Annotated in this window: 21 protein-coding genes; 7 read left to right on the forward strand and 14 right to left on the reverse strand. The window is 68.3% G+C overall.

Going from position 1 to position 22,985, the window contains the following annotated elements; genetic code table 11:
- Positions 1 to 19 precede the first annotated feature (19 nt).
- Complete coding sequence (locus CFB89_RS00140) at positions 20 to 946, forward strand: LysR family transcriptional regulator (RefSeq protein WP_089466281.1); 927 nt, start codon at positions 20 to 22, stop codon at positions 944 to 946.
- Between the two features lie 72 nt (positions 947 to 1,018).
- Here CFB89_RS00140 and CFB89_RS00145 read toward each other — a convergent pair whose 3' ends face one another.
- Entirely contained in the window at positions 1,019 to 2,581 is a 1,563-nt protein-coding gene (locus CFB89_RS00145; RefSeq protein WP_089466282.1) for a DHA2 family efflux MFS transporter permease subunit, read from the reverse strand.
- Between the two features lie 177 nt (positions 2,582 to 2,758).
- On the reverse strand, positions 2,759 to 3,247 hold the full coding sequence (locus CFB89_RS00150) for a MarR family winged helix-turn-helix transcriptional regulator (protein ID WP_089466283.1): 489 nt from the start codon (positions 3,245 to 3,247) through the stop codon (positions 2,759 to 2,761).
- A gap of 173 nt (positions 3,248 to 3,420) precedes the next feature.
- On the opposite strand from CFB89_RS00150, the gene CFB89_RS00155 reads away from it, so the two are divergent.
- Both CFB89_RS00155 and CFB89_RS00160 read left to right on the forward strand, forming a co-directional pair.
- Positions 3,421 to 3,705 (forward strand): multidrug ABC transporter ATPase, encoded by a 285-nt coding sequence (locus CFB89_RS00155; protein WP_089466436.1) that lies wholly within the window; start codon positions 3,421 to 3,423, stop codon positions 3,703 to 3,705.
- Positions 3,706 to 3,993: 288 nt separating this feature from the next.
- Entirely contained in the window at positions 3,994 to 5,556 is a 1,563-nt protein-coding gene (locus CFB89_RS00160; RefSeq protein ID WP_089466284.1) for an efflux transporter outer membrane subunit, read from the forward strand.
- Positions 5,557 to 5,581: 25 nt separating this feature from the next.
- Here the strand turns inward: CFB89_RS00160 and CFB89_RS00165 are convergent, their stop codons facing one another.
- From CFB89_RS00165 to gspG, 8 genes are read right to left on the reverse strand one after another with little or no spacing between them, the layout of a single operon-like run.
- Positions 5,582 to 6,370 (reverse strand): type II secretion system protein N, encoded by a 789-nt coding sequence (locus tag CFB89_RS00165; protein WP_089466437.1) that lies wholly within the window; start codon positions 6,368 to 6,370, stop codon positions 5,582 to 5,584.
- A gap of 36 nt (positions 6,371 to 6,406) precedes the next feature.
- A complete protein-coding gene (gene gspM / locus CFB89_RS00170) occupies positions 6,407 to 6,913 on the reverse strand; it encodes a type II secretion system protein GspM (protein WP_089466438.1) in 507 nt (168 codons plus the stop codon).
- The gene (gene gspL, locus CFB89_RS00175; protein ID WP_089466285.1) at positions 6,910 to 8,283 is read right to left on the reverse strand and encodes a type II secretion system protein GspL; all 1,374 of its coding nucleotides are present in this window, start codon (positions 8,281 to 8,283) and stop codon (positions 6,910 to 6,912) included. The genes gspM and gspL overlap by 4 nt, the downstream gene beginning before the upstream one ends.
- A 26-nt stretch (positions 8,284 to 8,309) precedes the next feature.
- Complete coding sequence (gspK, locus tag CFB89_RS00180; RefSeq protein WP_089466439.1) at positions 8,310 to 9,419, reverse strand: type II secretion system minor pseudopilin GspK; 1,110 nt, start codon at positions 9,417 to 9,419, stop codon at positions 8,310 to 8,312.
- Between the two features lie 2 nt (positions 9,420 to 9,421).
- On the reverse strand, positions 9,422 to 10,123 hold the full coding sequence (locus CFB89_RS00185; RefSeq protein ID WP_089466286.1) for a type II secretion system protein J: 702 nt from the start codon (positions 10,121 to 10,123) through the stop codon (positions 9,422 to 9,424).
- On the reverse strand, positions 10,101 to 10,502 hold the full coding sequence (gene gspI, locus CFB89_RS00190; protein WP_012492988.1) for a type II secretion system minor pseudopilin GspI: 402 nt from the start codon (positions 10,500 to 10,502) through the stop codon (positions 10,101 to 10,103). Before gspI ends, CFB89_RS00185 begins: the two co-directional genes overlap by 23 nt.
- Before the next feature lie 2 nt (positions 10,503 to 10,504).
- Positions 10,505 to 11,074 carry a GspH/FimT family pseudopilin gene (locus CFB89_RS00195; protein WP_089466287.1) on the reverse strand — a complete coding sequence of 190 codons (570 nt, stop codon included), beginning with the start codon at positions 11,072 to 11,074 and terminating at the stop codon, positions 10,505 to 10,507.
- A gap of 39 nt (positions 11,075 to 11,113) precedes the next feature.
- Complete coding sequence (gene gspG / locus CFB89_RS00200; RefSeq protein ID WP_012492990.1) at positions 11,114 to 11,566, reverse strand: type II secretion system major pseudopilin GspG; 453 nt, start codon at positions 11,564 to 11,566, stop codon at positions 11,114 to 11,116.
- Positions 11,567 to 11,741: 175 nt separating this feature from the next.
- Between gspG and CFB89_RS00205 the strand changes: the two genes are divergently transcribed.
- Positions 11,742 to 12,152 (forward strand): type II secretion system protein N, encoded by a 411-nt coding sequence (locus tag CFB89_RS00205; RefSeq protein WP_089466288.1) that lies wholly within the window; start codon positions 11,742 to 11,744, stop codon positions 12,150 to 12,152.
- A gap of 37 nt (positions 12,153 to 12,189) precedes the next feature.
- Here the strand turns inward: CFB89_RS00205 and gspF are convergent, their stop codons facing one another.
- From gspF to gspD, 3 genes are read right to left on the reverse strand one after another with little or no spacing between them, the layout of a single operon-like run.
- On the reverse strand, positions 12,190 to 13,407 hold the full coding sequence (gene gspF, locus CFB89_RS00210) for a type II secretion system inner membrane protein GspF (RefSeq protein WP_050015775.1): 1,218 nt from the start codon (positions 13,405 to 13,407) through the stop codon (positions 12,190 to 12,192).
- A gap of 4 nt (positions 13,408 to 13,411) precedes the next feature.
- A complete protein-coding gene (gene gspE, locus CFB89_RS00215; protein WP_069231980.1) occupies positions 13,412 to 14,911 on the reverse strand; it encodes a type II secretion system ATPase GspE in 1,500 nt (499 codons plus the stop codon).
- Positions 14,908 to 17,241, reverse strand: coding sequence for a type II secretion system secretin GspD (gene gspD / locus CFB89_RS00220; protein ID WP_089466289.1), 2,334 nt, complete (start codon positions 17,239 to 17,241; stop codon positions 14,908 to 14,910). The genes gspE and gspD overlap by 4 nt, the downstream gene beginning before the upstream one ends.
- Positions 17,242 to 17,611: 370 nt before the next feature.
- Here gspD and CFB89_RS00225 point away from each other — a divergent pair, with 370 nt between their 5' ends.
- Both CFB89_RS00225 and CFB89_RS00230 read left to right on the forward strand, forming a co-directional pair.
- The gene (locus tag CFB89_RS00225) at positions 17,612 to 18,118 is read left to right on the forward strand and encodes a lytic transglycosylase domain-containing protein (protein ID WP_089466290.1); all 507 of its coding nucleotides are present in this window, start codon (positions 17,612 to 17,614) and stop codon (positions 18,116 to 18,118) included.
- Between the two features lie 154 nt (positions 18,119 to 18,272).
- Positions 18,273 to 19,583: a GTP-binding protein gene (locus CFB89_RS00230; RefSeq protein ID WP_089466440.1), complete on the forward strand. Its 1,311-nt coding sequence runs from the start codon at positions 18,273 to 18,275 to the stop codon at positions 19,581 to 19,583.
- 143 nt (positions 19,584 to 19,726) lie between these two features.
- Here the strand turns inward: CFB89_RS00230 and CFB89_RS00235 are convergent, their stop codons facing one another.
- On the reverse strand, positions 19,727 to 20,005 hold the full coding sequence (locus CFB89_RS00235) for an HU family DNA-binding protein (RefSeq protein ID WP_006401505.1): 279 nt from the start codon (positions 20,003 to 20,005) through the stop codon (positions 19,727 to 19,729).
- Positions 20,006 to 20,393: 388 nt separating this feature from the next.
- Here CFB89_RS00235 and mnmC point away from each other — a divergent pair, with 388 nt between their 5' ends.
- Positions 20,394 to 22,325, forward strand: a complete 1,932-nt coding sequence (mnmC, locus tag CFB89_RS00240; protein ID WP_089466291.1) for a bifunctional tRNA (5-methylaminomethyl-2-thiouridine)(34)-methyltransferase MnmD/FAD-dependent 5-carboxymethylaminomethyl-2-thiouridine(34) oxidoreductase MnmC — start codon at positions 20,394 to 20,396, stop codon at positions 22,323 to 22,325.
- The last annotated feature ends 660 nt before the right edge of the window (positions 22,326 to 22,985 follow it).

Below are 22,985 nucleotides of genomic sequence, written 5' to 3' on the forward strand. Positions count from 1 at the left end.
CCAACCTGGGGAGTGATCAATGGAATTGCGCGCGCTGCGGTACTTCGTCGAGGTGGTTCGTCAGCAGAGCTTCACGGCGGCGGCCGACAAGCTGTTCGTCACGCAGCCGACCATCAGCAAGATGGTGAAGGCGCTGGAAGACGAGATCGGGTCGCCGCTGCTGCTGCGCGACGGCCGGCAGATGGTGCTCACCGACGCCGGGCGGATCGTGTTCCAGCGCGGCCAGGACGTGCTCGCCGCGCAGGCGCAGCTGCAATCGGAGCTGAACGATCTCGGCACGCTCGGGCGCGGCGAGCTGACCATCGGCATTCCGCCGCTCGGCGGTTCGCTGTTCACGCCGATCATCGCCGCGTACAAGCAGCGCTACCCGAACATCGAGCTGAAGCTGTTCGAGCAGGGCGCGCGGATGATCGAGGCCGCGCTGACGTCGGGCGAGCTGGAGCTCGGCGGGCTGCTGGAGCCGGTCGATCCCGGCACGTTCGAGCGGCTGCCGATGGTGCGCGCGCCGCTGTGGCTCGTCGCGCCGCGCGAGTCGCGCTGGGAGGATCACGCGGCCGTGCCGCTCGCGGATCTCGCGCGCGAATCGTTCGTGTTCTATGCGGAAAGCCTCGCGCTGCACGACGCGGTGCTCGATGCGTGCCGGCAGGCCGGCTTCACGCCGTCGATCGTGAGCCGCAGCGGCCACTGGGATTTCATGGCCGCGCTCGTGCACGCAGGCGTCGGCATCGCGCTGCTGCCCGAGCCGTATTGCCGGCGGCTCGATGCGGGCCAGTTCACGTGCCGGCCGATCGTCGAGCCGGAAATCACGTGGGCGATCGCGCTCGGCTGGCTGAAGAAGGGCTACCTGTCGCACGCGGCGCGCGCGTGGCTCGACGTCGCGCGGGCGACGCTGCCGCTCGCGCCGAGCGACGATCTGGCGTTCGGGGGATTGCGGGCGAGGGAGTGAGGGCGGGGCCGCCGGGCGACGAAGCGAACGGCGAAACGAAAAGGGCGGCCGTCATGGCCACCCGCCGGATCGTCAATGCCCCATCGCCGGCCCCGCACCCTTCTTCGGCTTCGTGATCCACACGAGCGCCGCGAGCGCGATGAACATCACCGCCGACAGGTGGAAGAAGTCGTTGGTCGCCATCATGAAGCCTTGCTGCGTGACGAGCTGGTTGAGCTGCGCATTGGCCGTCTGCCCGACGATGCCGAGCTGCGCGAGCGCGCCCTGATAGTCGGTCGTGTTCTGCGCGTAGACGCTCACCGATTCCGACAGCCGCGCATGATGGTAGATCGCGTCGTTCTCCCAGAACGTCGAGCTGGCCGCGGTGCCGATCGCGCCGGACAACGTGCGCAGGAAGTTCGACAGCCCCGACGCGCTTGCGAGCCGCTCGTCGGAAATGCTCGACAGCGTGATCGTCGTCATCGGCACGAAGAAGCACGCGACGCCGATGCCCTGCACGAGCCGCGGCAGGATCACGTGGTTGAACGGCACGTCGAGCGTGAACGTCGCGTTCCACAGCGACACGCCCGCGAACACGATGAACGCGAAGCTCGCGACCATCCGCAGGTCGAGCCGGTGCATGTTGCGCCCGATCAGCGGCGACAGCACGAGCGCGAGCAGCCCGACCGGCGCGGTCGCGAGGCCGGCCTTGCCGGCCGTGTAGCCCATCACCGTCTGCAGCCACAGCGGGAAGATCACGACCGAGCCGAAGAACGCCATGAAGCCGAACGAGATGATCAGCGCGCCGAGCGCGAAATTGCGGTCCTTGAAGAGCGTGAGGTCGACCACCGGCTCCTTCTCGGTCGCCTCCCATACGAGCATGAACGCGAGCGACACGACCGCGATCAGCGCGAGCGCGACGATGAACGACGAGTTGAACCAGTCGCGGTCCTTGCCGAGGTCGAGCATCATCTGCAGGCACGACACGCCGATCACGAGCAGCGCGAGGCCGATCGCGTCGATCCGCTGCTTCGACGTCTTCGTCTCGCGGCCGCGCAGCAGGAAGTACGCGCAGGTCGCCGAGAACACGCCGATCGGCAAATTGATGTAGAAAATCCACGGCCACGTGTAGTTGTCGCTGATCCACCCGCCCAGCAACGGCCCGAAGATCGGCGCGACGATCACCGTCATCGCCCATAGGCCGAGCGCGAGCCCGCGTTTCGCGGGCGGGTAGCTGCGCATCAGGATCGTCTGCGACAGCGGCACCATCGGCCCCGACACGAGGCCCTGCAGCAGCCGGAATGCGATCAGCGTCTCGAAGTTGGTCGCCAGGCCGCACAGCGCCGACGCGATCGTGAACGCGAGCACCGACAGCGTGAACAGCCGCACCTCGCCGACCCGGCGCGCAAGCCAGCCGGTGAGCGGCACCGCGATCGCGGACGCGACCGAGTACGACGAAATCACCCACGTGCCTTCGCTCGTCGCGACGCCGAGGCTGCCCGAGATGGTCGGCACCGCGACGTTCGCGATCGACGTGTCGAGCACTTCCATGAAGGTGCCGAGCGCGAGCCCGACCGTCAGCAGGGCGAGCGCGCCGCCGGTCAGCGGCGCCGGTTCGGCGGCGGGGGAGGGGGCGGATGCCGTAGTGGCGGACATCGGAATCTCCTAGATGCGGCGCGCGGGGCGCGCCGGCACAACGCACGGGCGCGCGACGCAGCGCGGCCCGGCCGGGTGGAATGAAAAAGGGGAAAAGCGGAGCGCGTGCCGCGTCATCTTCTGCCCAGACAGAGAAATAAGCGAATGCTTAACCTAGACATGAAGGCTCCGCGCACATCAGCAGTCGGGTTCGTCGGGCTTCGGGCAGCCGGTCGAAGCGGGCCCATTGGCGATAAAGCGCTGCAGCAGGGCGGTGAGCGTCGCCAGTTCGTCGGCCGAAAAGCCTTCGAGCTGCGCGTTCAGCACGGTCGCGACCAACGACGGCAGTGCGCGGGCGGCTTCGATGCCGCGCTCGGTCAGCGACAGCTCGATCATTCGGCGGTCCTGCTCGCTGCGCGCGCGCGCGATCAACCCCTTGCGTTCGAGGCGGTCGAGCATGCGCGTCATCGAGCCGCTGTCGTACGACATCTTGCGCGACAGTTCGAACGGCGTGCGCGCGTAGCCGCGCGACAGCAGCAGGATCACGCCGATCTGCTGCGCGGTGAGGTCGAGCGGCTCGAGCGCGCGATCCATCCGCTCGACGAGCGCCTGCTTCGCCTTCGACAGGTAATAGCCGAGGCTCGTTTCCAGCGCGATGTTCTCGGGATCGTAGAGGCCGCTGGTCATACGATTGCGCGCGCAGCAATAGTGCGTTTCGGGTTTAAACGCGCCCAGTATCTTGAAAAATGATTGCTTAGTCAATATTATTTGAGTCAACCAGTTACGACGTGCATGTTGCACTGCCGGAGACTATGTTCTGACCGATTGGCCCGCACTGCCGGGCACCGAGGATGTTCGCGATGCTGTTCCTGAAAAATGCCGCCGGCGCGCTGCGCCGCAACCTGACCGATACCGCTCATCATGTGTTCTCCGGGCCGCACCGCGGCTGGAAAATCGCGCTGTACGTGACGATGCTGGTCGTGCCTGGCGGCTCGCTCGCGGCGCTCGGGTTCGCATGGTTCGATCATCGCCGGCAGCGCAACGCGAAGGGCGGCGCCCGCCGCACGAGCCAGCCGGCCGCAACCGAGCCGTCGACATGGCGGGCTGCCGCCGAGCCCGCCCCGCTGCCCGCGCGCTGCCACTGACGCCGCACCGCTTCCGCTCTCCGAACGTCCCGCCTGTCCCGCCCGATCGTCGGCTGCGCCACACGCGGCCGGTGTCGTCGCCCGTTCGCACGCCCGTTTTCCCGCAAGCCAGCCGTAATGGCCGGTAAACCGGCCGGCCGCGTCGGTAACACATTCTGTTCGCCGCGCACCGTACCCTTAGGGCTGCGCAGCTTTCCCGCCGTCAGTTACCATTTGTCCGCCAGCGGCATGACGACCGCATCGCGCGGCGCCGCTCGCCGGCCGTCACGCCCAGACAGGAAAACCACCATGCCGTACGCCCCCCTCCCGCGCGCCGTTCGCCCGCTGAGCGCCGCCGTCGCCCTTGCGACGGCCGTGCTGCTCGCCGGCTGCGCCGTCGGGCCCGACTACCACCGGCCCGACACGTCGATCCCCGCCGCCTTCAAGGAAGCGCCGGCCGGCTGGAAAGTCGCGCAGCCCGCCGATCGCGCCGACCGCGGCGCGTGGTGGACGGTCTACAACGATCCGCAGCTCGATACGCTGATCGGCAAGCTCAACGCATCGAACCAGACCATCGCGCAATCGGCGGCCGCCTACCGGCAGGCGCGCGCGCTCGTCACCGAGGCGCGCGCCGCGTATTTCCCGACCGTCGGGCTGACCGCATCGGGCTCGCGCGCGCGGTCGCCGCGCACATCGCTGTCGTCGGGCGCGTCGTCGAATTTCGGCAGCGGGTCGACCGGGTCGATCAACAACAGCTACAGCGTCGGCCTCGACGCCAGCTGGGAACCCGACCTGTGGGGCAAGGTGAGCCGCACCGTCAGCGCGCAGCGCGCCGGCGAAGCGGCGGCCGCGGCCGATCTCGCGAACGCGCGGCTGTCGCAGCAGGCGCTGCTCGCGCAGACCTATTTCCAGTTGCGCACGTCCGATGCGCTGCAAAAGCTGCTCGACGACACCGTGAAGTCGTACGAACAGTCGCTGAAGCTCACGCAGAACCAGTATGCGCAGGGCGTCGCGGCCCGCGCGGACGTGATCCAGGCGCAGACGCAGCTGCAGAGCGCGCAGGCCGCGCAGATCGACAACGGCGTCGCTCGCGCGCAATACGAGCATGCGATCGCGACGCTGATCGGCGAGCCCGCGTCGACCTTCTCGCTGCCGCCGAACCCGCTCGCGGCCGAGCCGCCGATCACGCCGGTCGACGTGCCGTCCGCGATCCTCGAGCGCCGGCCCGACGTCGCGGCGGCCGAGCGCCGCGCGGCGGCCGCGAACGAGCAGATCGGCGTCGCGATCGCCGCGTTCTTCCCCACGCTGACGCTGTCGGCCAGCGGCGGCTTCCAGAGCTCGGTGTGGTCGCAGTTGTTCACGCTGCCGGCACGCTTCTGGACGGTCGGCCCGCAACTCGCGGCCACGCTGTTCGACGCGGGGCTGCGCGCCGCGCAGACCGACGCCGCGCGCGCGACCTACGACCAGGACGTCGCCGCCTATCGCCTCGCGGTGCTCACCGCGTTCCAGGACGTCGAGGACAACCTCGCGTCGCAGCGCATCCTCGCGCAGGAAATCGACGTGCAGCGGCAGGCCGTCGACAGCGCCGAACACGCGCTCGCGATCGTCACGAACCAATACAAGGCCGGCACGGTCGCGTACCTGAACGTGCTGACCGCGCAAACCACCGCGTTCACCGCTCAGCAGAAGCTCGCGACGATCGCCGGGCAGCGGATGGTGTCGTCGGTCGGGCTCGTGAAGGCGCTCGGCGGCGGCTGGGACGTGTCGGAGATGGCGCGCGAGAACGGCGACATGGCGGCGCCGGCGCCTTTGCCGGCGTCCGGTGCGGCCGCGGCCACCGCACCGTCGGCCGCGCCGCTCGCGCAGAAGTAGGAAGGGAGGCGGGCGACGCGCGCGCTCAGCGCTGCGCGTCGCCGAAGATCAGCGAAACCTGGTTGTTGCCGATCGGGTGGCCGAGCAGGTTCAGCAGCCCCGCGAGGTTCGCCTGCTGCTCGGGCGCCGCATGCGCGGTCCCGCGGAACGATCCCTGGCCGGGGCCGAAGCTGCCGTGCCCGTCGAGGAACAGCGGCCCCTGCGTCGTCGACAGGTCGAGATCGGCGCCCGCGCCCTTCGCCTGCAATACCGCGCGGTACGAACCGAGCGGCTTCACGCGCGACACGCGCGAACTCATCGAATCGATCGTCACCGTCAACTGGCCGAACGCGTTGTTGCCGATCAGCCGCCAGTCGGTCCAGCCGAGCCGCACGTCGCCCTGCAGGTCGAGCGTGTTGAACGGCGTGCCGAGCCCCGTGAGCAGCGACGCAGGCACGGCCATCGTGCCCGCCGACAGCACCGCGCCGCGCCACGTCGCATCGAGCGTGACCGCATCGGGCATCGCCTCGGTCTGCCGCATGCGCATCTGCACGCGCCCGGTCAGCAGCGGCCAGAAGCGCGTGGTCCATTCGACCCGTCCCGGCAGCAGCGTCGCCGCGCTCTGGTCGGCGCCCGGCGCGAGCATCAGCGTGCCGGAGCCGTGCCACAGCGACCCGTCCGGATCGACCAGATTCACGTGGCCGCCGGTCGCCCGGGCGAACTGCGGCGCGATCCACGCGGCCGGCGCGAGCGCGACGAGCGTCACCGCCGTCGCCACACCGCCCGCCAGCGCCCACGGCAACACGGCGACGAGCCGCCTCACCCACGGCCGCATCGGCCGGCCTTCGTTTGCGTCATCCACTGCCGTCATCTATTTCTGGACGGAAGGTTGCATCACGGCCGTCAGGTCCACCTGGCCGTCTTCCTTCAGCGCCGTCGCGTGCGCTTCGCCGACCTGCACCTTGAACTGCCGGCGCGCATCGTCGAGCCACTGGGTCCAGGCCGGGAACGACACGTTCTTCATCTGGATCTGCACGCCGTTGCCGACGATCTGCACCTGCGCGCCCTGCAACCCGTGATCGGACAGCGACGCGCTCAGCGCATCCTTCAGCGCGAGACCGGTCGGCGCGACGCCCTGAGCGGCGGCCGTCAGCGATTTCGCCTCGTTCGCCTGCGCGGTCATCTGCGCGAGCTCGTGACGCATCGTCGGCAACGCGCGCTGGATCCGCGCACGGCCCTCCTGCGCGGGCGACCACAGCACCGAATACGCGATCGCGACCGCCAGCACGGCGCCGCCCCAGCCGAGCAGCGTCTTCTCGCGCGGCGAGCGCTCGCCCCAGAACTGGGCCAGCGTCTGGTTCAGTTGTTCGGTATTCATGAGCGGCTCCGGATCGTCCATTTGCCCGTGTTGCTGTCGACTTCGCCGGACAGTCCGTTACGCGCGAGGCGCTGCGTAAAATCGGGATCGACCTTGACCTCCGGCTTGAAGCCGACGTCGAGCCGCCGGTCGTGATAGTCGAGCGACGCGATGCCGTTCAGCGGCAGCGCGCCCATCGAGCGCGACAAGCCGCTCGACAGCGCGAGGAAATCGTTGGGCGACAGCTCGCCGGCAGCCAGCCGAAGCTGGTCGAGCTGACGCTGCATCTGCGCGGGCGGGTCGAGCACGGTGGTCGTCTTCGGGAAGGCAGACAGCAGCGTCTCGGTGATCTGCGCGGACAGCGCATCGCGCTCGCGCGACAGCTTCCACCAGTGCAGGTTCATCCCGATCACCGCGACGCCGAGCGTCGCCGCGGCCAGCGCGATCGGCACGCGCAGGCGCTTAACCGTCGCGCGGTCGAAGCGCCACGGCTGCGATTCGAACTCGAACTGGCACAGATCGAATTTCTCGGCGAGCGCCCGGCGCGCGAACGTGTCGAACGACAGCGGCGCGGCGCCCGCCAGCAGCGGACCGTCGGTGCGGCCGACCGACGCGAGCCGCGGCTCCGCGCCCGGTTCGCCGAGCTCGTACAGTTCGACGTCGCCGCCGCCCGCGAGCGCGGCCAGCGTGCCGGCCGCGCGCGACGCGGGCGCCGCGAAACCTTCGCCGAGCGCGCCGCGCGCGACCGCCAGCTCGAGGCGCGGCGCCCCGGCCGCGGCCGCGGCCGGCAGCGCGCCGGCTTCGACGAGCACCGGCTCGATCGCCGTAGCGAGCCCAAGCACCGCGGCGACCGTCGCCGGGCGGGCAGGCGGCTCGATCGCATCCGCGACGAGCGCGGCGGCGGGCTCGCCGTCGGCCGGCGCGGCCGATGCGGCCTCGGCCGATCCACGCGCCGCCGGCAGGCAGCGGGTCGCGGGCACCGCGCTCAGGTGCCGATGGCCGGCTGCGGTGAACGCGTCGCAGATCGCGCGAAACCACGCGCGATCGACGACGGCCAGCACGCGGCGCCCGTCGGGCAGCGGGGCCGGATCGAGCGCGATGTGGCAGCCGAGCGGATCCTGGATCAGCTGATCCTCGACGATGTTGGGCAGCGCCTGGCGCAGCTTCGGCCCCTTCAGCGGCGGCACGGTCGCGGCCAGCAGCAGCACGTCGCGCGCGGCGACGATCAGCACCGTGGCGTTCGCGCGCGGCAGCAGCGCGAGCGCGGCGCGGCCCGCGCGCTGCACCTGGCCGGCCTTGTCGACGAGCGCGAACGGCAGCTCGGGCCACTGCCATTCCTGCAACGGTACGGCAGGCTCGCGCGGCGGCAAAGAAACAATCAACGTGCTCACAAGAGCTCCTCTCCCGATTGGCGTCGTTATAGCTGGTCGCGGATGCGCACGACCCGTGTCGAGTGCGTGGTCGGATCACGATACACGAGCGAGGTGCGATCGACCTCCGCGCGTTCGTGCTGGATCCGGCCGTGCACGATGAAATAGCTCGAATTGACGTCGACGAGGCTCGAGTCGATCGTCACGTTCGGCGGCGCCCCGGCACCGCGCAGCGCGAGCTGCACGTCGCCGACGTTGCGGAAAAACACCGTCTCGCGGCGCGCCACGAGCGCCTGCGCGGACGACACGCTCATTCCCGGTATCAGCGCGGCGATCACTTCGGCCGGCGCAGTGTTCATGTTCACCGGCGTCGTGGTCGGCAGCACGGTGACGAACGGGCGCAGCCGCGCGACCATCTCGGGCGTCACGCCGTCGACGTCGAGCAGGCTGTCGACGCGCGTCATCATCAGCGGCGCGGGCCCGCGGTCGCCGCCGGCCATCCCCGGATCGTCGGTGAAGCCGCTGCCCTGCAGGTCGCCGCTCGTCACCGGCGCGGTCGCGGCATTCGCGGCGGTCCCGCCGCCGCCGGGCAGGTTCGGCATCTGGAACCGCGTGGCCGAATGCAGCAGCCCCGCGCGCACCTGCAGTGCGATGCGCTTCGCGAACGCGCTGTCGTAGCCGAGCGTCGTCAGCAGGCGCTGGAACACCTGCATCTGCGTGACGTTCAGCTGCAGCACGCCGGGCGCCGGCGACGACACGAGGTTGCGCAGGTTGAACTTCGCCTGCGCATCCTCGATCGAGCCGGACAGATAGGTGTCTTCGGCGTCGGTGTCGTTCGGCGCGCCGATCCGGCCGAGGAAATCCGACAGCTTCGTCTTCGCGATCGGCACGCCCCAGATCCCGCCGAGATACGTGATGCCGGGCGCCGTATCGCCTTCCGAGCGCAGGATCATCCGCGTCCAGTCGAGCGCGCCGCGCGCGACCCACTGCGCCTGCGCGATCACGCGCTGGTTCTCGATGCGGCGGATCTGCACCTGCTGGCGCCACAACATCCCCGAGACCAGGATCGCAGACAGCGCGACCACGAGCAACGCGGTGATGATCGCGGCGCCGCGCTGGCGGCGGGCACGCATTCGACGGACAGGGCGCGCACGCATCGTCATTCCCCGACGAGGAAGATGCGCGTGACCGGCACGCGCAGCGACGTGGCGCCGATGCTGACCTGCAGCCCGGTCACCGCGCGCGCCGGCGGCGCGTTGCCGATCTGCGGCACCTTGAGCGCGTCGTTGTTCTGCGCGAGCGCTTCGTCGGCCGTCTGCAGGTTGGTGGTCCAGCCCACGCGCGGCACGTACAGCTTCGCGTCGATCGCGCCGACGCCGCCCATCAGCGCGACCCGGCTCCAGCCTTCGACGCTGCTGTCCTTCAGCAGCGCGCGCAACCGGTTCGTGTCGTCGATCGGCGGCGACGCATAGCGCACGACGCGCCCGCCGGCGATCCGGTAGCGGACCACCTGCAGCCGCGGCGCGACGCCCGGCACGTCGAGCTCGCGCACGATCTGCAGCGTGTTGCCGGCGACGCCGATCGCCGGCTGGCCGGCCTCGTCGTCGGTCGCGGCGAGCCGCGCGTCGATGCGCATCTGGTCGAACATCTGCGCGAACACGCGCTCGTCTTCCATCGCGGCCGCGACCTTGTCGCGACCGCGCATGATCTGGTCGAGCCCGCGCCACGCAAGAATCGCGACCACCGCGAGAATCGCGATCGCGATCATCAGCTCGACCAGCGTGAAGCCGCGGGCAGCGGGGCGGGCCGGGTGGGCGGACGGGCGTCGCATCGGCGCGTCAGAGCGGACGGCTGGTTTCATTCGCGACCACCGTCACCATCTGCGCGAGCACGCCGGCACGGCCGGGCATGCTCACCGAAATCCGCACGCGCCGGAACACCGGGTTCGGCGTGGTGCTCACGCGCTGCGTGCAGACGAGCTGCACGTTGCCTTGCGAGCAGTCGAAACTCTGTTCGCCGACTTCCGGCCACGCATGCGTGAGCCGCAACTGCGCGAGCGCGTTGTCGGCGCTCCAGCCGGCCAGCAGCCGGCGATGCAGGTCGGACGCATTGGTCGCCATCGTGCCGACCGCGCGAATCGACGCCGCGAGCGCGACCGCGATGATCGCGAGCGCGACCAGCACCTCGATCATCGTGAAGCCGCGGGAGGAGGAAACGGGGAAGGGCAGGCGACGACGCATCGTCATTGCACCTCGTAGCGGCCGTTGCCGGTGCCGACGATCGTCGCGCTGCCGGCGGCCGAATGCAGCGTCACGCGCACCGGCGTGTCGATGCTCTCGGTGCCGAACACGACGCGATTCGCGCGCGTGTCCGAGCCCGGATAATCGATGTCCGCGCCCGTGACGCCGCCGTCCCAGTCGCGCGGGCGCAGCAGGTCGTCGCGCAGCGTGCGCCAGCCGTCGGGCGAGCTCACGTCGAACTGGAAACCGTGCGCGGTCGGCTGCCACGCGATCGGCCGCGCGCGCACCTGCGCTTCGTCGCCGGCCGTCTCGAACAGCAGCGCGAGGCGCTGCGCTTCCTCGCGCAGGTCGGTGCGCGGATTGCGCGTCAACGACAGCGATGCGAGCGACACGAGCAGCCCCGCGATCACGAGCACGACCAGCATTTCGAGCAGCGTGAAGCCGCGCGCGCGACGCCGCGCGGCGCGGGGCTTCGTCAACCCGCCATCGGCACGTGCCGGTACGGACGGCACCGCACCGCGACGCACACGGCAATCGCGGCCGCAGCGGAAGGTCGTGCGAATGGCGAGCATGAAGAACGGAAATGAAACGTCGGGTCGATCAGCGCCGGCCTATTGCCACGAGCCGATGTCGGAGTCGTTGCTTTCGCCGCCTTCCTTGCCGTCGGCGCCGTAACTGAACACGTCGATCTCGCCGTGCACGCCCGGGTTCAGGTACTTGTACCCGTTGCCCCACGGATCGTTCGGCAGGCGCTCGAGATAGCCGCCGTCCTTCCAGTTGTTCGGGATCGGATCGTTGGTCGGCTTCTGGATCAGCGCGTTCAGGCCCTGCTCCTGGGTCGGATAGCGGCCGTTGTCCAGGCGGTACAGCTTGAGCGCCTGCATGATCGTGCCGATGTCCTGCTTCGCGGCGATGCGGCGCGCCTCGTCGGGGCGGCTCATGATCTTCGGCACGATCAGCGCCGCCAGGATCCCGAGGATCGCGACCACCACCATGATCTCGATCAGCGTGAAACCGCGCTGACGACGCACGGCCGCGTTGCGGCGAGTGATCCACGTTTGCATGACTGACTACCTCTTTCCAAAAAATGTCGTCGATTGAGTGACGCACCCGGCGCACCGGACGATTGCCTGACAGCAACCTTCCGGACCGGCGGGCGCGGAGCACGCATTGTAAGGCGCGCATCGCCGAGGGCTTTCACCCAACGCAAATTTCATATACATCCGTACAATAGCGCGCATGAACGCGCTCTCGATCCGGATCCTTTCCCTCGCCCTCTTCGCGGGTTTGTGCGCGACGGCCACCTACTGGGTCGTCACGCTGTCGGCCCGCGAAACGCCGCTGCCCGCCGCCGCCGCGCGGCCGCCGATCCGCACCGAGGACGCCGCCGCGCTCTTCGGCGGCCAGCTCGACAAGAATCCCGTGCAGGACATCCACCTGTTCGGCATTCTCGCGCTCGACCACGGCGGCGCCGCGATTGTCAGCGTCGGCGGCGAACCGCCGCGCGCCGTGTCGCTCGGCGCGGACGTCACGTCCGGCGCGAAGCTCGCCGAAGTCCGCCCGCGCTCGATCATCATCGACCGCAACGGCGCCCGCGCCGAAATCCAGCTCCCGGCGAACACGCCGTCCCCCGCGATCTACATGCGCTGAACGGTAACGGCCCGGCAGTCGGAACCGGGCCGCATCGTCACTGCACCATGTTGTTCAGCTCGATGATCGGCAGCATCACGGCCAGCACGATCACGAGCACGATGCCGCCCATCGCGAGAATCAGCAGCGGCTCCAGCAGGCTAGTCAGGAACATCGTGCGGCGCTCGAGTTCGCGCGCTTCGCCTTCTGCCGCGCGATCCAGCATCGTCGTCACGTCGCCCGTCGCCTCGCCCGAGCGAATCAGGTGCACGAGCACCGGCGGAAACGTCTTCACGTTGTTCAGCGCGCGCGACAGCGCGGAGCCTTCGCGCACGCGCACGATCGCATCGTCGATGTTCGCGCGCATCGCGCGGTTCGACAGCGTCTCGCCGGCCGCCTGCAACGCGCGCAGGATCGGCACGCCGGCCGCGGTGAGAATGCCGAGCGTGCTCGCGAAGCGCACCGTGTTGTAGCCGCGCACGAGCTTGCCCGCGAGCGGCGCGGTCAGCACCCAGCGATCGAACGCGAGCCTCGGCCCGGCGCGCGACAGCGTCGCCTTCACGAACCACACGACGAGCGCGACCGCGATCAGGATCGCCCACCACCAGTGCCGCACGAATTCCGACAGCGCCATCATCACGACCGTGAGGATCGGCAGCTGCTGCTTCGTGCTCGCGAACACGTTGACGACCTGCGGCACGACGTAGCTCAGCAGGAACGTGACGATGCCGAACGCGATCAGCGTGACGATGCCCGGATACGTGAACGCGAGCAGGATCTTCTGCTTGAGCGCATTGCTCTGCTCGATGTAGTCGGCCAGGCGCGACAGCACGATGCCGAGCTTGCCGGTGTGCTCGCCCGCGGCAACGAGCGCGCGGTAGATCTCCGGAAAATCGCGCGGATGCTGGCCGAGCGCATTCGCGAGCGAATGACCGCCGAGCACTTCCGCGCGAATCGCGGCCATCAGCTCGCGGATGTAGTCGCGCTCGGCCTGCTCGGTCAGCACGCCGAGCGCCTCGTCGAGCGGCAGCCCCGCGATCAGCAGGCTCGCGAGCTGGCGCGTGAGGATCGCCTGTTCGCGCTGCGACAGCTTGCGGCCGAACGCGAGCCGCTGCGAACGCGCGCCGCGCGTCGCGCTGGCGGCCGGCTCGACGACGAGCGGCGTGAGCCCCTGCGTGCGCAGCTGGCCGCGCGCGGCGCGCGCGCTGTCGGCATCGATCACGCCTTTCTGCGCGCGCCCCGCCGAATCGATTGCTTCGAAACGGAATGCCGGCATCGCGCTATGCGCCTCCCGTCACGCGCAGCACTTCCTCGAGCGACGTCGCGCCGGACGCGAGCCAGCGCTCGGCGTCGTCGCGCAGCGTGCGCATCCCTTCCGCGCGGCCGGCGGCGAGAATTTCAGCATCGGCCGCGTTGCGGTGAATCAGCGAGCGGATCGAATCGTCGATCACCAGCAGCTCGTACACACCGCGCCGGCCCGCATAACCGGAATGTCCGCACTTCGCGCAACCGACCGGATGCCATACGGTGCGGCCGTCCTCGTGCCGCTCTTCCTTGCAGACGGGGCAGAGCTGGCGCACGAGGCGCTGCGCGAGCACGCCGAGCAGCGACGACGCGAGCAGGTACGGCTCGACGCCCATGTCGGTCAGGCGCGTGACGGCGGACGCCGCATCGTTCGTGTGCAGCGTCGCGAGCACCAGGTGGCCCGTCAGCGACGCCTGCACCGCGATCTGCGCGGTTTCGAGGTCGCGGATTTCGCCGATCATGATCACGTCCGGGTCCTGGCGCAGGATCGAGCGCAGCGCGCGGGCGAAGGTCATCCCGATCCGCTCGTTCACCTGCGTCTGGCCGATGCCGGACAGGTCGTACTCGATCGGGTCCTCGACGGTCATGATGTTGGTCGTCGCGGTTTCGAGCCGCGACATCGACGCGTACAGCGTGGTCGTCTTGCCCGAACCGGTCGGGCCGGTGACGAGCACGATGCCGTGCGGGCGGCCGATCAGCTTGTCGAACTGGACGAGCGTGTCGCGCCCCATGCCGAGCGCTTCGAGGTTCAGCCGCTGCGCGTCCTTTTCCAGCAGACGCAGCACCGCGCGCTCGCCGTGCCCGGTCGGCAGCGTCGACACGCGCACGTCAACCGGCCGGCCGCCGACGCGCAGCGTGATGCGGCCGTCCTGCGGCAGGCGCTTCTCGGCAATGTCGAGCTGCGCCATGATCTTGATCCGCGAGATCAGCGCGCCATGCAGCGCCTTCTTCGGGCGCACGACGTCGCGCAGCGTGCCGTCGACGCGAAAGCGCACGACCGACGCGTTCTCGAACGGCTCGATGTGGATGTCCGACGCCTGTTCGCGCGCCGCTTGCGTGAGCAGCGCGTTGATCATCCGGATGATCGGCGCGTCGTCTTCCGATTCGAGCAGATCCTCGACTTCGGGGATGTCCTGCATCAGCCGCGACAGGTCGACTTCGCCTTCGACCTCGCCGACCACCTGCGCGGCGCTGCCGTCCTGGCGCGCATAGGCCTGGTTGATCGCCTGCGCGAGCTCGTCGGCCGGCACGCGATGCACGGAAATCGAGCCGAAGTTGCGCGCGATCTCCGCGAGCGCGGCGTCGCTCGTGCGTTCGCTGATCCACACCTCGAGCGTGTCGTCGAGCTGATGCGCGATCAACACCTGGCCGCTCTTCGCGAAGCCGTACGGCAGCAGGCGCGCGGCGAGCGGCGACGGCGGCTGGCGCTCGCCCGGCGCGCCGTCGTGGGCGGAAGACGCGAGCACGTCGCTCACTGCGACGCTCCCGGCGCGGCGGTCAGCGGCTGTTGCGGCACCGCCTGCTGCGGCACGCCTTGCGGCTGCGCGGGCGTCGCCTCGGGCAGCGGCTGGGCCGGCACCGGCGCGACCTGGCGCTGCAACTGCTGGCGACGCATCTTGTCGAGATCGAACAGGTTGCCCGCGGCCGTGCCACCCTGGCTCGGACCGATCGGCATCGGCGGGACGACCGGATCGTCCTTGTCGCGCATCACGTTGTTGTCGGACTTGTACGCGCCCGTCACGCCCTGGATATAGTCGTAGCGGTTCGCCGTGACTTCCTGCGCGACGTTACGATCGGAAATGATCACCGGGCGCAGGAACACCATCAGGTTCGTCTTCTGCCGCTGCTTCGATTCCGAACGGAACAACTGCCCGATCCACGGGATGTCGCCCAGCAGCGGCACCTTGCTGTTCGAGACCTGGTAGTTGTCCTGCATCAGGCCGCCGAGCACGATGATCTCGCCGTTGTCGGCCAGGATCGTCGACTGGATCGAGCGTTTTGTGAAGGTCGGGCCGGTCTGCGCGTTGGTGGTGCCGCTGACGACCGCCGAGTCCTCGGTATAGAGCTGCAGCTTCAGAATCCCGCCGTCGGTGATCTGCGGCTTCACGTGCAGCGTCAGGCCGACGTCGCGACGGTCGTACGTGTTGAACGCATTGCTCGTCGTGCCGCTCGTCAGGTTCGAGTACGAACCGGTCGCGATCGGCACGTTCTGGCCGACGACGATCTTCGCTTCCTCGTTGTCGAGCGTGATCAGGTTCGGCGTCGACAGCACGTTCGCGTCGCTCACGCCCGAGAAATACTGCAGCAGTGCGCCGAGGCCCTGCACGCCGAACATGTTGTGCAGCCAGCCGATGTTGAGCCCCTGGTTCAACCCCGAAAGATTGGCGGCGAGGCCGGCGCCGGTACTGCCCGCGCTACCGGTCGTGAGGTTGATGATGCTGTTGCCCGCGACGTTGCCGGCCGCCGCGGCCAGGTTCGTGCCGCCGAGGAACTGGCCGCTCGCGACCTGCCACTGGATACCGAGTTGCCCCTGCGTCGTCGAGTTCAGTTCGACGATCAGCGCTTCGATATAGACCTGCGCGCGCCGTGCGTCGAGCTGGTCGATCACCGAGCGCAGGTTCCGGTAGACCGGATCGGACGCGGTGATGATCAGCGAGTTGGTGGCCGAGTCGGCCTGGATCATCCCGCCCGGCTGGTTGTCGTCGCCGCTCTTGTCCTTGTCGCCGCCGAGCAGGCCGCCGCTGCCGATTCCGCCGCTGGACGAAGAACCGCCGCCGTAGGACGAGGACGACGAACCGCCGAGGCCGCCCGACGGCAGCGGCGGGGTGCCCGACGTGCCGGTCGAGAAGTTGCCGCTCGCCGACGAGCCGCCGTTTTGGTTGAAGCTGTTCGCATCGTTGGACGACGCCGACGAGCCGCTGTCGTTGCCGCCCTTGCCGAGCATCCCGCGCAGCGTCTTCGCGAGCTTCACCGCATCGGCGTTGCGCAGCGGCACGACGTGCATGTTGCCGGGCACCGCGCTCGGCGCATCGAGCTGCAGCGCGAGGCGTTTCGCGGCCGCGAGGCGCGAGCCGTTCGATGCGCGCAGCAGCAGCGAGTTGGTGCGCGGGTCGGCCGTGACCGATACCTTCAGCGTTGCGTCGCTGTTGCCGATCGCACCCGGGTCGAGCATCTTCTGCATCTGCGCGGCGAGGTCGATCGCGTTCGCATTGCGCAGCGGCACGACCTGCACCTGCGCACCCGCGGCGCTGTCGACGCCCGCGATGATCTGCGCGATGCGGCGCACGTTGTCCGCATAGTCGGTCACGACGATCGTGTTGTTCGCCGGGTAGGCCGTCACCGTGTTGTTCGGCGAGATCAGCGGCCGCAGCACGGGCAGCAGGTTGTTCGCCGATTCGTTGTGCAGCTCGAACACCTGCGTGATCACCTGGTCGCCGCGCGCCTGCGGCACATTGCCGACGTAGGTCGGCACGCCCTGCAGCTTCGCGTCGGCTTCCGGCACGACCTTCAGCACGCCGTGATCCTGCACGAGCGAGAAGCCCTGCATGCGCAGCGCCGACTGCAGCGTCTTCAACGCCTGGTCTTCCGGCACCGGCCGTTCGGCCACCAGATTGAGCTGCCCCTTCACGCGGGGGTCGACGATGATGGTCTTGCCGGTCGCGGCGCCGATCGCTTTCGCGACCTGGTCGATGTCCGCATTCACGAAATTGAGCGTGACCTGAGCGTAGGCCGCCTGCGAGACGATGATGCCGGCCACGAACAGGGTCGTGGCGATACGCCGCATAACGAAGCGATTTCTTGTCATGGATGAATGGGTCGATGCCGGCTCAGGCCACTTCCGGCGGTAGTGCTGGGATCCAGGTCCGAAAGAGGCGACATTAGCAGTTTTTCATGTCCGAAATATCACATTGATCCGAAGACTGTCTCACATACGACATGTATCCGGCGAATCGTATGCAATATGTAAGGATCGGCCCGCCTCTCCGCATGCCGGCCGTCGCCCCGATTTCGAGATGAATCGACACGGAAATGCGGTATAACCGGGCGGCCGTATTCCTGCTGTCGCAATCGGACGGTCTGCCGGTATGATACGGGCGGCGCGTTTCTCGTCGCATGAATCACAGGCACGGGTTTTCCCGAGCTTCGCGCAATTAATTCCTTTCCGTTTCCGCCCGATGAACAGACGATTCGCTTCGCTCGCGTTGATCGCCGCCGGCGCGTGGTTCGCCAGCGGCAACGCACGCGCGGATTGTTTCGACGAAGCGGCCAAATATCAGCAGGTCAATCCGCTGATCCTGCGCGCGATCGCGTGGCAGGAGTCGCGCAACCGGCCCGGTGCGCTGAACAAGAACACGAACGGCTCGGTCGACTACGGCCTGATGCAGATCAATTCGATCCACCTGCCGACGCTGTCGCGCTACGGGATCGGCCGCGACACGCTGATGGAGCCGTGCAAGAACGTGTACATCGCCGCGTGGCATCTCAAACAGAAGATGAACCGCTACGGCAACACGTGGCAGGCGGTCGGCGCCTATCATTCGGAAACGCCGTCGCTGCGCGACAAGTACGCGCGGCAGATCGCCGGCATCCTGACGCAATGGAAGCTGCTGCCGCCCGCGCAGCCTGGTCAGGCAACTCAAGCAACTCAGGCTGCTCAGGCCACGCAAGCCGCCGCTCGGTGATTCGGCGCCGCGTCGCCGGCCGACGCAGGGCCGGCCTGCGCGCGTTTGATGCACAATGCGGGCTGACGCCGCCGTTTCACCCGCGCGCGGGCCGATCGCGCCCGGGCAGGGCGCCGCGGCCGCTTTTTCATCTTTTCCGTTGGTGCATATCATCATGAATCCGGCAATGAAACAGCCGTTGCCCGTCACCGTGCTGTCCGGTTTCCTCGGCGCCGGCAAGACCACGCTGCTCAATCACGTGCTCGCGAATCGCGCGGGGCTGAAAGTCGCGGTGATCGTCAACGATCTCGCCGCGGTCAACATCGACGCGTCGCTCGTGCGCGATGCGCAGGCGCTGTCGCACGTCGAGGAGCGTCTCGTCGAGATGTCGAACGGCTGCATCTGCTGCACGCTGCGCGACGATCTGCTCGTCGAGATCCGCAACCTCGCCGCCGAAGGCCGCTTCGACGCGATCATGATCGAATCGACCGGCATCGCGGAGCCGATGCCGATCGCCGAAACGTTCACGTTCGTCGATGACGACGGCGCGTCGCTGTCGTCGATCGCGCGGCTCGACACGCTCGTCACCGTGGTCGATGCGTACAACTTCCTGCGCGACTACGGCTCCGCCGACGCGCTCGCGACGCGCGGCATCGCCGCGTCGGAAGACGACGATCGCACGCTCGTCGAGCTGCTGATCGAGCAGATCGAATTCTGCGACGTGCTGGTGATCAACAAGGCCGACCTCGTCGGCGCGGACGATCTCGCGCGCCTGCAGCACATCCTCGCACGCCTCAATCCGCGCGCGCATCAGGTCGTATCGACGTTCGGCAACGTGCCGCTCGACGAAGTGCTGAACACCGGTCGCTTCGATTTCGACGAAGCCGCGAATGCGCCGGGCTGGCTCGCGTCGCTCGATCACGATCACACGCATTGCGACGACCCCGACTGTCATGACGCGCATCATGCGCACGTGCACGGCGAAGCCGACGAATTCGGGATCGGCAATTTTGTTTACCGCGCGCGCCGGCCGTTTCACCCGGCACGTCTCTGGGCGCTGCTGCATCAGGAGTGGCCGGGCGTGCTGCGCAGCAAGGGTTTCTTCTGGCTCGCGACGCGTAACGACATCGCGGGTTCGCTGTCCCAGGCGGGCGGCGTATGCCGGCATGGCCCGGCGGGTTTGTGGTGGGCGGCGCAGGATCGCGCGGAATGGCCGGACGACGACGAGCTGCTCGCTGAAATCCGCACCGAATGGCTCGGCGATCTCGACGATCGCACGGTCGGCGATCGCCGACAGGAACTCGTGCTGATCGGCATCGCGCTCGACGCCGATGCGTGGCGCGCGAAACTCGATGCATGCCTGCTGACCGATGCGGAGTTCGCGCTCGGCGCAGCGGGATGGGCCGCGTTCGACGATCCGTTCCCCGCGTGGGACGTCGATTCGCACGACGACGATCACGGCGACACGCAGATCGTGCACGCGTGATCGTGCACACATGCGCGAATGGTAACGGCTTGTAAAAACAACCGTTAACTTTTGCAAGCGCCGCGCGAACTGTGGCGAAAATGCCGCGCGCGCCCAACAAAAAACCCGCCGAGAGGCGGGTTTTTCCTGGAACAGGCGCGGGTTTAACGCTTGTTGACGGCGTCCTTGAACGCCTTGCCAGCCGTGAACTTGACCGTCTTGGCTGCCGGGATCTTGATGGTTTCGCCCGTCTTCGGGTTGCGGCCCGTACGTGCTGCGCGCTTGCCCGAACCGAAGCTGCCGAAGCCGATCAGCTGAACCGCATCACCCTTCGACACGGCCTTCTTGATGACTTCGAGCAGCGTGTCCAGCGTTTCGCCGGTTTGAGCCTTGCTGGCGCCCGTTTGGGCGGCGACGGCGTCGATCAGTTCCTGTTTGTTCATTAAGGTTCCTTTATCAGGTTAGGTTGACACGAACAGCGCGAACGCGCCGATTATACGTGCGCGAACCGTGCCGTCGAGAGTCAGACTCCGACGACACAGCGCCGAATCCTGGCCCGCGCGACGCGCCCTCCGGTTTGCCGGCGGCCACCCCGCGGTACGGCGTTGCTATGATAGCGCAGCGCAAACCCAATAACGACAAGGGTTTCAAAGATTTTCATCGGTATTTCGCCGAATGAATCGTCGATTGCCGGTTTTTTGACCTGCGCCAACCGGACAGGATACGCAGCGTGGTCCGCCCGCCCGTCGCCCCGTTGCCCTTTTCCAACGGCCGATCGGACGGCCTGCCGCAATCCCTTGCCAGGCTTGGCTGCCACGTTTTTTGTTTCGCATGCCCGACCGACTTGTTTACGCCACGCTCGCGCTTCGCGACGACGGCACGCTCGTCTCGCCCGAGTTCGGCGAGCTTCATCGCGGTGCATCCGGCACGCTCGCGCACGCGCGTCGCGCGTTCGTCGCGGGCAACGGGCTGCCCGCACGCTGGCAGCGCCGCCGGACGTTCACGATCGTCGCGACCGAATTCGGCGCGGGCGCCGGCTTTCTCGCGGCGTGGGCCGCGTGGCGCGACGATCCCGCGCGCTGCGAACGGTTGCATGTCGTTGCAGTCGAGTCGCACCCGTTCTCGCGCGACGACCTGCGTCGCGCGGTTTCGCACATGGTTGCGGACACAACCATATCGGCAGACGTCGAGGCGTTGGTCGATGCATGGCCGATGCCGGTGCCGGGCGTGCATCGGCTCGAATTCGACGAAGGGCGCGTGGTGCTCACGCTCGCGTTCGGCGATCCGATCGGCCTGTTGAAGAAGCTCGTCGCGCGCGCCGATGCGTTTTTTCTCGACGGCGCCGCGGCATCGAGCGACGGGATCCGCGCACTCGCGAAACTCGCCGGCGAACACGCGACGTTTGCAACACATGCAAAGTCCGACGACGTGAAGCACGCGCTCGGCGAAACAGGTTTCACGTTCCGCGAGGTCGACGATCGTCTCGTCGGCGACTATGCGCCGCGCTGGCGCGCGCGCCGGCACGAGCCGCCGCGTGCGCTGCCCGTTACCGCGCGCCGTGCGATCGTGGTCGGCGCGGGCCTCGCCGGCTGCGCGGTCGTCGAACGTCTGGCCGCGCGCGGCTGGGACGTCACGCTGATCGAGCGGCACGAACGGATCGCGAGCGAAGCGTCAGGCAATCCGGCCGGGGTGTTCCATCCGCTGATGACGCGCGACGACAACGTCGCGAGCCGGCTCACGCGCGGCGGCTTCCTGCACGCGATCGCACGCTGGCGTGCGCTCGAGCACGCAGGGCATGCATTCGCACGCAGCACGCACGGGATGATCCATCTTGCCGAATCGGCCGACGATTTCGCGCGGATGCGCGATGCCTTCGATGCATTCGGCGCGCCGTCCGACTACGTGACGTTGCTCGATGCCGATGCCGCACGCGCGCATCTGAATCTGCCGGTCGCGCACGGCGGCCTGCTGTTTCCGCACGGCGGCGCAGTGTGGCCGGCCGGGCTGTGCGCCGCGCAATACACGGCGGCCGGCGAGCGCGTGCGCCTGCTCGCGTCCACCCGCGTCGCGCGGCTCGAACGGCGGGGCGACATCTGGCATGCGCTCGACGATGCGGGCGCCACGCTCGCCGATGCACCCGTCGTCGTGCTCGCGAACGCGGGCGACGCCGCGCGTCTGGCCGGGCTGCGGCATGTCGCGCTACAACCGGTACGCGGCCAGCTCACGCTGCTGCCGCCGGGCACGACGGCGCCGCTGCCATGCCCGGCGATCGGCGACGGTTACGCGGTCCCGCTCGACGGCGGCACGCTGCTGATCGGCGCCACGTTCGAACCCGACGATACCGATCCCGCGATGCGCGCGGCCGGCCACATCGAAAACCTCGACCGCGTACGGCACCTGCTGCCGGGCCTGATCGGCGACCTGCCGGACCCCGCCGCGCTGCGCGGCCGCGTGGCGTTCCGCTGGGTCGTCGGCGACCGCCTGCCGCTCGTCGGCCCGCTCGCCGACGAAGCGCAGGCCACCGCGAACGCACGCGCGCTGGGCGGTGCGCAGGCGCGCGACCTGCCGCGCCTGCCGGGCCTCTACGGCGCATTCGGCTTCGGTTCGCGCGGCCTCGTATGGGCTGCGCTCGGCGCCGAGCTGATCGCGTCGCAACTCGAAGGCGAGCCGTGGCCGCTCGAGCGCGAACTCGCCGACGCGATCGATCCCGCCCGCTTCCTGATCCGCGCACTGCGCGCCCGCCGCGTCGGCTCGGACGGCTGAGCGGTCGCGCGCAGCGATCACAGGTTCCCGATTTTTCCGCGCAAGGTTATCCACGCGACGCTGTGGATAACCCCGCGAAATCCCTGCGCATTCCGTGTGCAATCACAGTGGACGTAAACTGGGTAACCCGGCACAGCTGTGAAGCGGCCCGAAAGTTGCTCGACTCGAATCTCTGTGCACGAACAGCCTGTGCAACCGGTTATGGTTTCGCCAACACCTTGATCTGCCAGCGTAAACCGGAGTTATCCACAGAACTGTGCGTCCTTTGTTAACTTCTACTATGTATATATACAAGTAAACCTTTGAAACCAAAGACCTGCAGCGACGCACAGCCCCGCGGGTCGATTCAATCGGTTCCGGAGCGAAAAAGCTGTGGCACAATCGGTTTCCTTCGCGTTCGTTCGGCCCAGCGCCGGACATGCTTCAATGGAACGGTCGGCACGATTTCGAATCTGAATCTTCGAGACTGCGCAGTCCGTTCACACACCAGGCCGACAATCCAGATCGGCAACCTGAACGACGTTCCGCCTGGTGGTGGAACAGGCGGACCCCATGTATCGCCATCGTCGAGCACAACAATCACATTCGGGGCAATACCCAGCCGGCGCATCCATTCCTGTCGCTTGATCCCGCGTCGCTGGAGGTTGCTTCCAAAGGAGA

The organism is Burkholderia sp. AU16741, from assembly GCF_002223345.1.
GTDB classification, from domain to species: Bacteria; Pseudomonadota; Gammaproteobacteria; order Burkholderiales; family Burkholderiaceae; genus Burkholderia; species Burkholderia sola.

What these genes read in the sequence shown, in the direction of transcription:
- CFB89_RS00140 (WP_089466281.1), top strand. Translation starts at nt 20, where the DNA reads ATGGAATTGCGCGCGCTGCGGTACTTCGTCGAGGTGGTTCGTCAGCAG.
- CFB89_RS00145 (WP_089466282.1), bottom strand. Translation starts at nt 2,581, where the DNA reads ATGTCCGCCACTACGGCATCCGCCCCCTCCCCCGCCGCCGAACCGGCG.
- CFB89_RS00150 (WP_089466283.1), bottom strand. Translation starts at nt 3,247, where the DNA reads ATGACCAGCGGCCTCTACGATCCCGAGAACATCGCGCTGGAAACGAGC.
- CFB89_RS00155 (WP_089466436.1), top strand. Translation starts at nt 3,421, where the DNA reads ATGCTGTTCCTGAAAAATGCCGCCGGCGCGCTGCGCCGCAACCTGACC.
- CFB89_RS00160 (WP_089466284.1), top strand. Translation starts at nt 3,994, where the DNA reads ATGCCGTACGCCCCCCTCCCGCGCGCCGTTCGCCCGCTGAGCGCCGCC.
- CFB89_RS00165 (WP_089466437.1), bottom strand. Translation starts at nt 6,370, where the DNA reads ATGCGGCCGTGGGTGAGGCGGCTCGTCGCCGTGTTGCCGTGGGCGCTG.
- gspM (WP_089466438.1), bottom strand. Translation starts at nt 6,913, where the DNA reads ATGAATACCGAACAACTGAACCAGACGCTGGCCCAGTTCTGGGGCGAG.
- gspK (WP_089466439.1), bottom strand. Translation starts at nt 9,419, where the DNA reads ATGCGTGCGCGCCCTGTCCGTCGAATGCGTGCCCGCCGCCAGCGCGGC.
- CFB89_RS00185 (WP_089466286.1), bottom strand. Translation starts at nt 10,123, where the DNA reads ATGAAACCAGCCGTCCGCTCTGACGCGCCGATGCGACGCCCGTCCGCC.
- gspI (WP_012492988.1), bottom strand. Translation starts at nt 10,502, where the DNA reads ATGCGTCGTCGCCTGCCCTTCCCCGTTTCCTCCTCCCGCGGCTTCACG.
- CFB89_RS00195 (WP_089466287.1), bottom strand. Translation starts at nt 11,074, where the DNA reads ATGCTCGCCATTCGCACGACCTTCCGCTGCGGCCGCGATTGCCGTGTG.
- gspG (WP_012492990.1), bottom strand. Translation starts at nt 11,566, where the DNA reads ATGCAAACGTGGATCACTCGCCGCAACGCGGCCGTGCGTCGTCAGCGC.
- CFB89_RS00205 (WP_089466288.1), top strand. Translation starts at nt 11,742, where the DNA reads ATGAACGCGCTCTCGATCCGGATCCTTTCCCTCGCCCTCTTCGCGGGT.
- gspF (WP_050015775.1), bottom strand. Translation starts at nt 13,407, where the DNA reads ATGCCGGCATTCCGTTTCGAAGCAATCGATTCGGCGGGGCGCGCGCAG.
- gspD (WP_089466289.1), bottom strand. Translation starts at nt 17,241, where the DNA reads ATGACAAGAAATCGCTTCGTTATGCGGCGTATCGCCACGACCCTGTTC.
- CFB89_RS00225 (WP_089466290.1), top strand. Translation starts at nt 17,612, where the DNA reads ATGAACAGACGATTCGCTTCGCTCGCGTTGATCGCCGCCGGCGCGTGG.
- CFB89_RS00230 (WP_089466440.1), top strand. Translation starts at nt 18,273, where the DNA reads ATGAATCCGGCAATGAAACAGCCGTTGCCCGTCACCGTGCTGTCCGGT.
- CFB89_RS00235 (WP_006401505.1), bottom strand. Translation starts at nt 20,005, where the DNA reads ATGAACAAACAGGAACTGATCGACGCCGTCGCCGCCCAAACGGGCGCC.
- mnmC (WP_089466291.1), top strand. Translation starts at nt 20,394, where the DNA reads ATGCCCGACCGACTTGTTTACGCCACGCTCGCGCTTCGCGACGACGGC.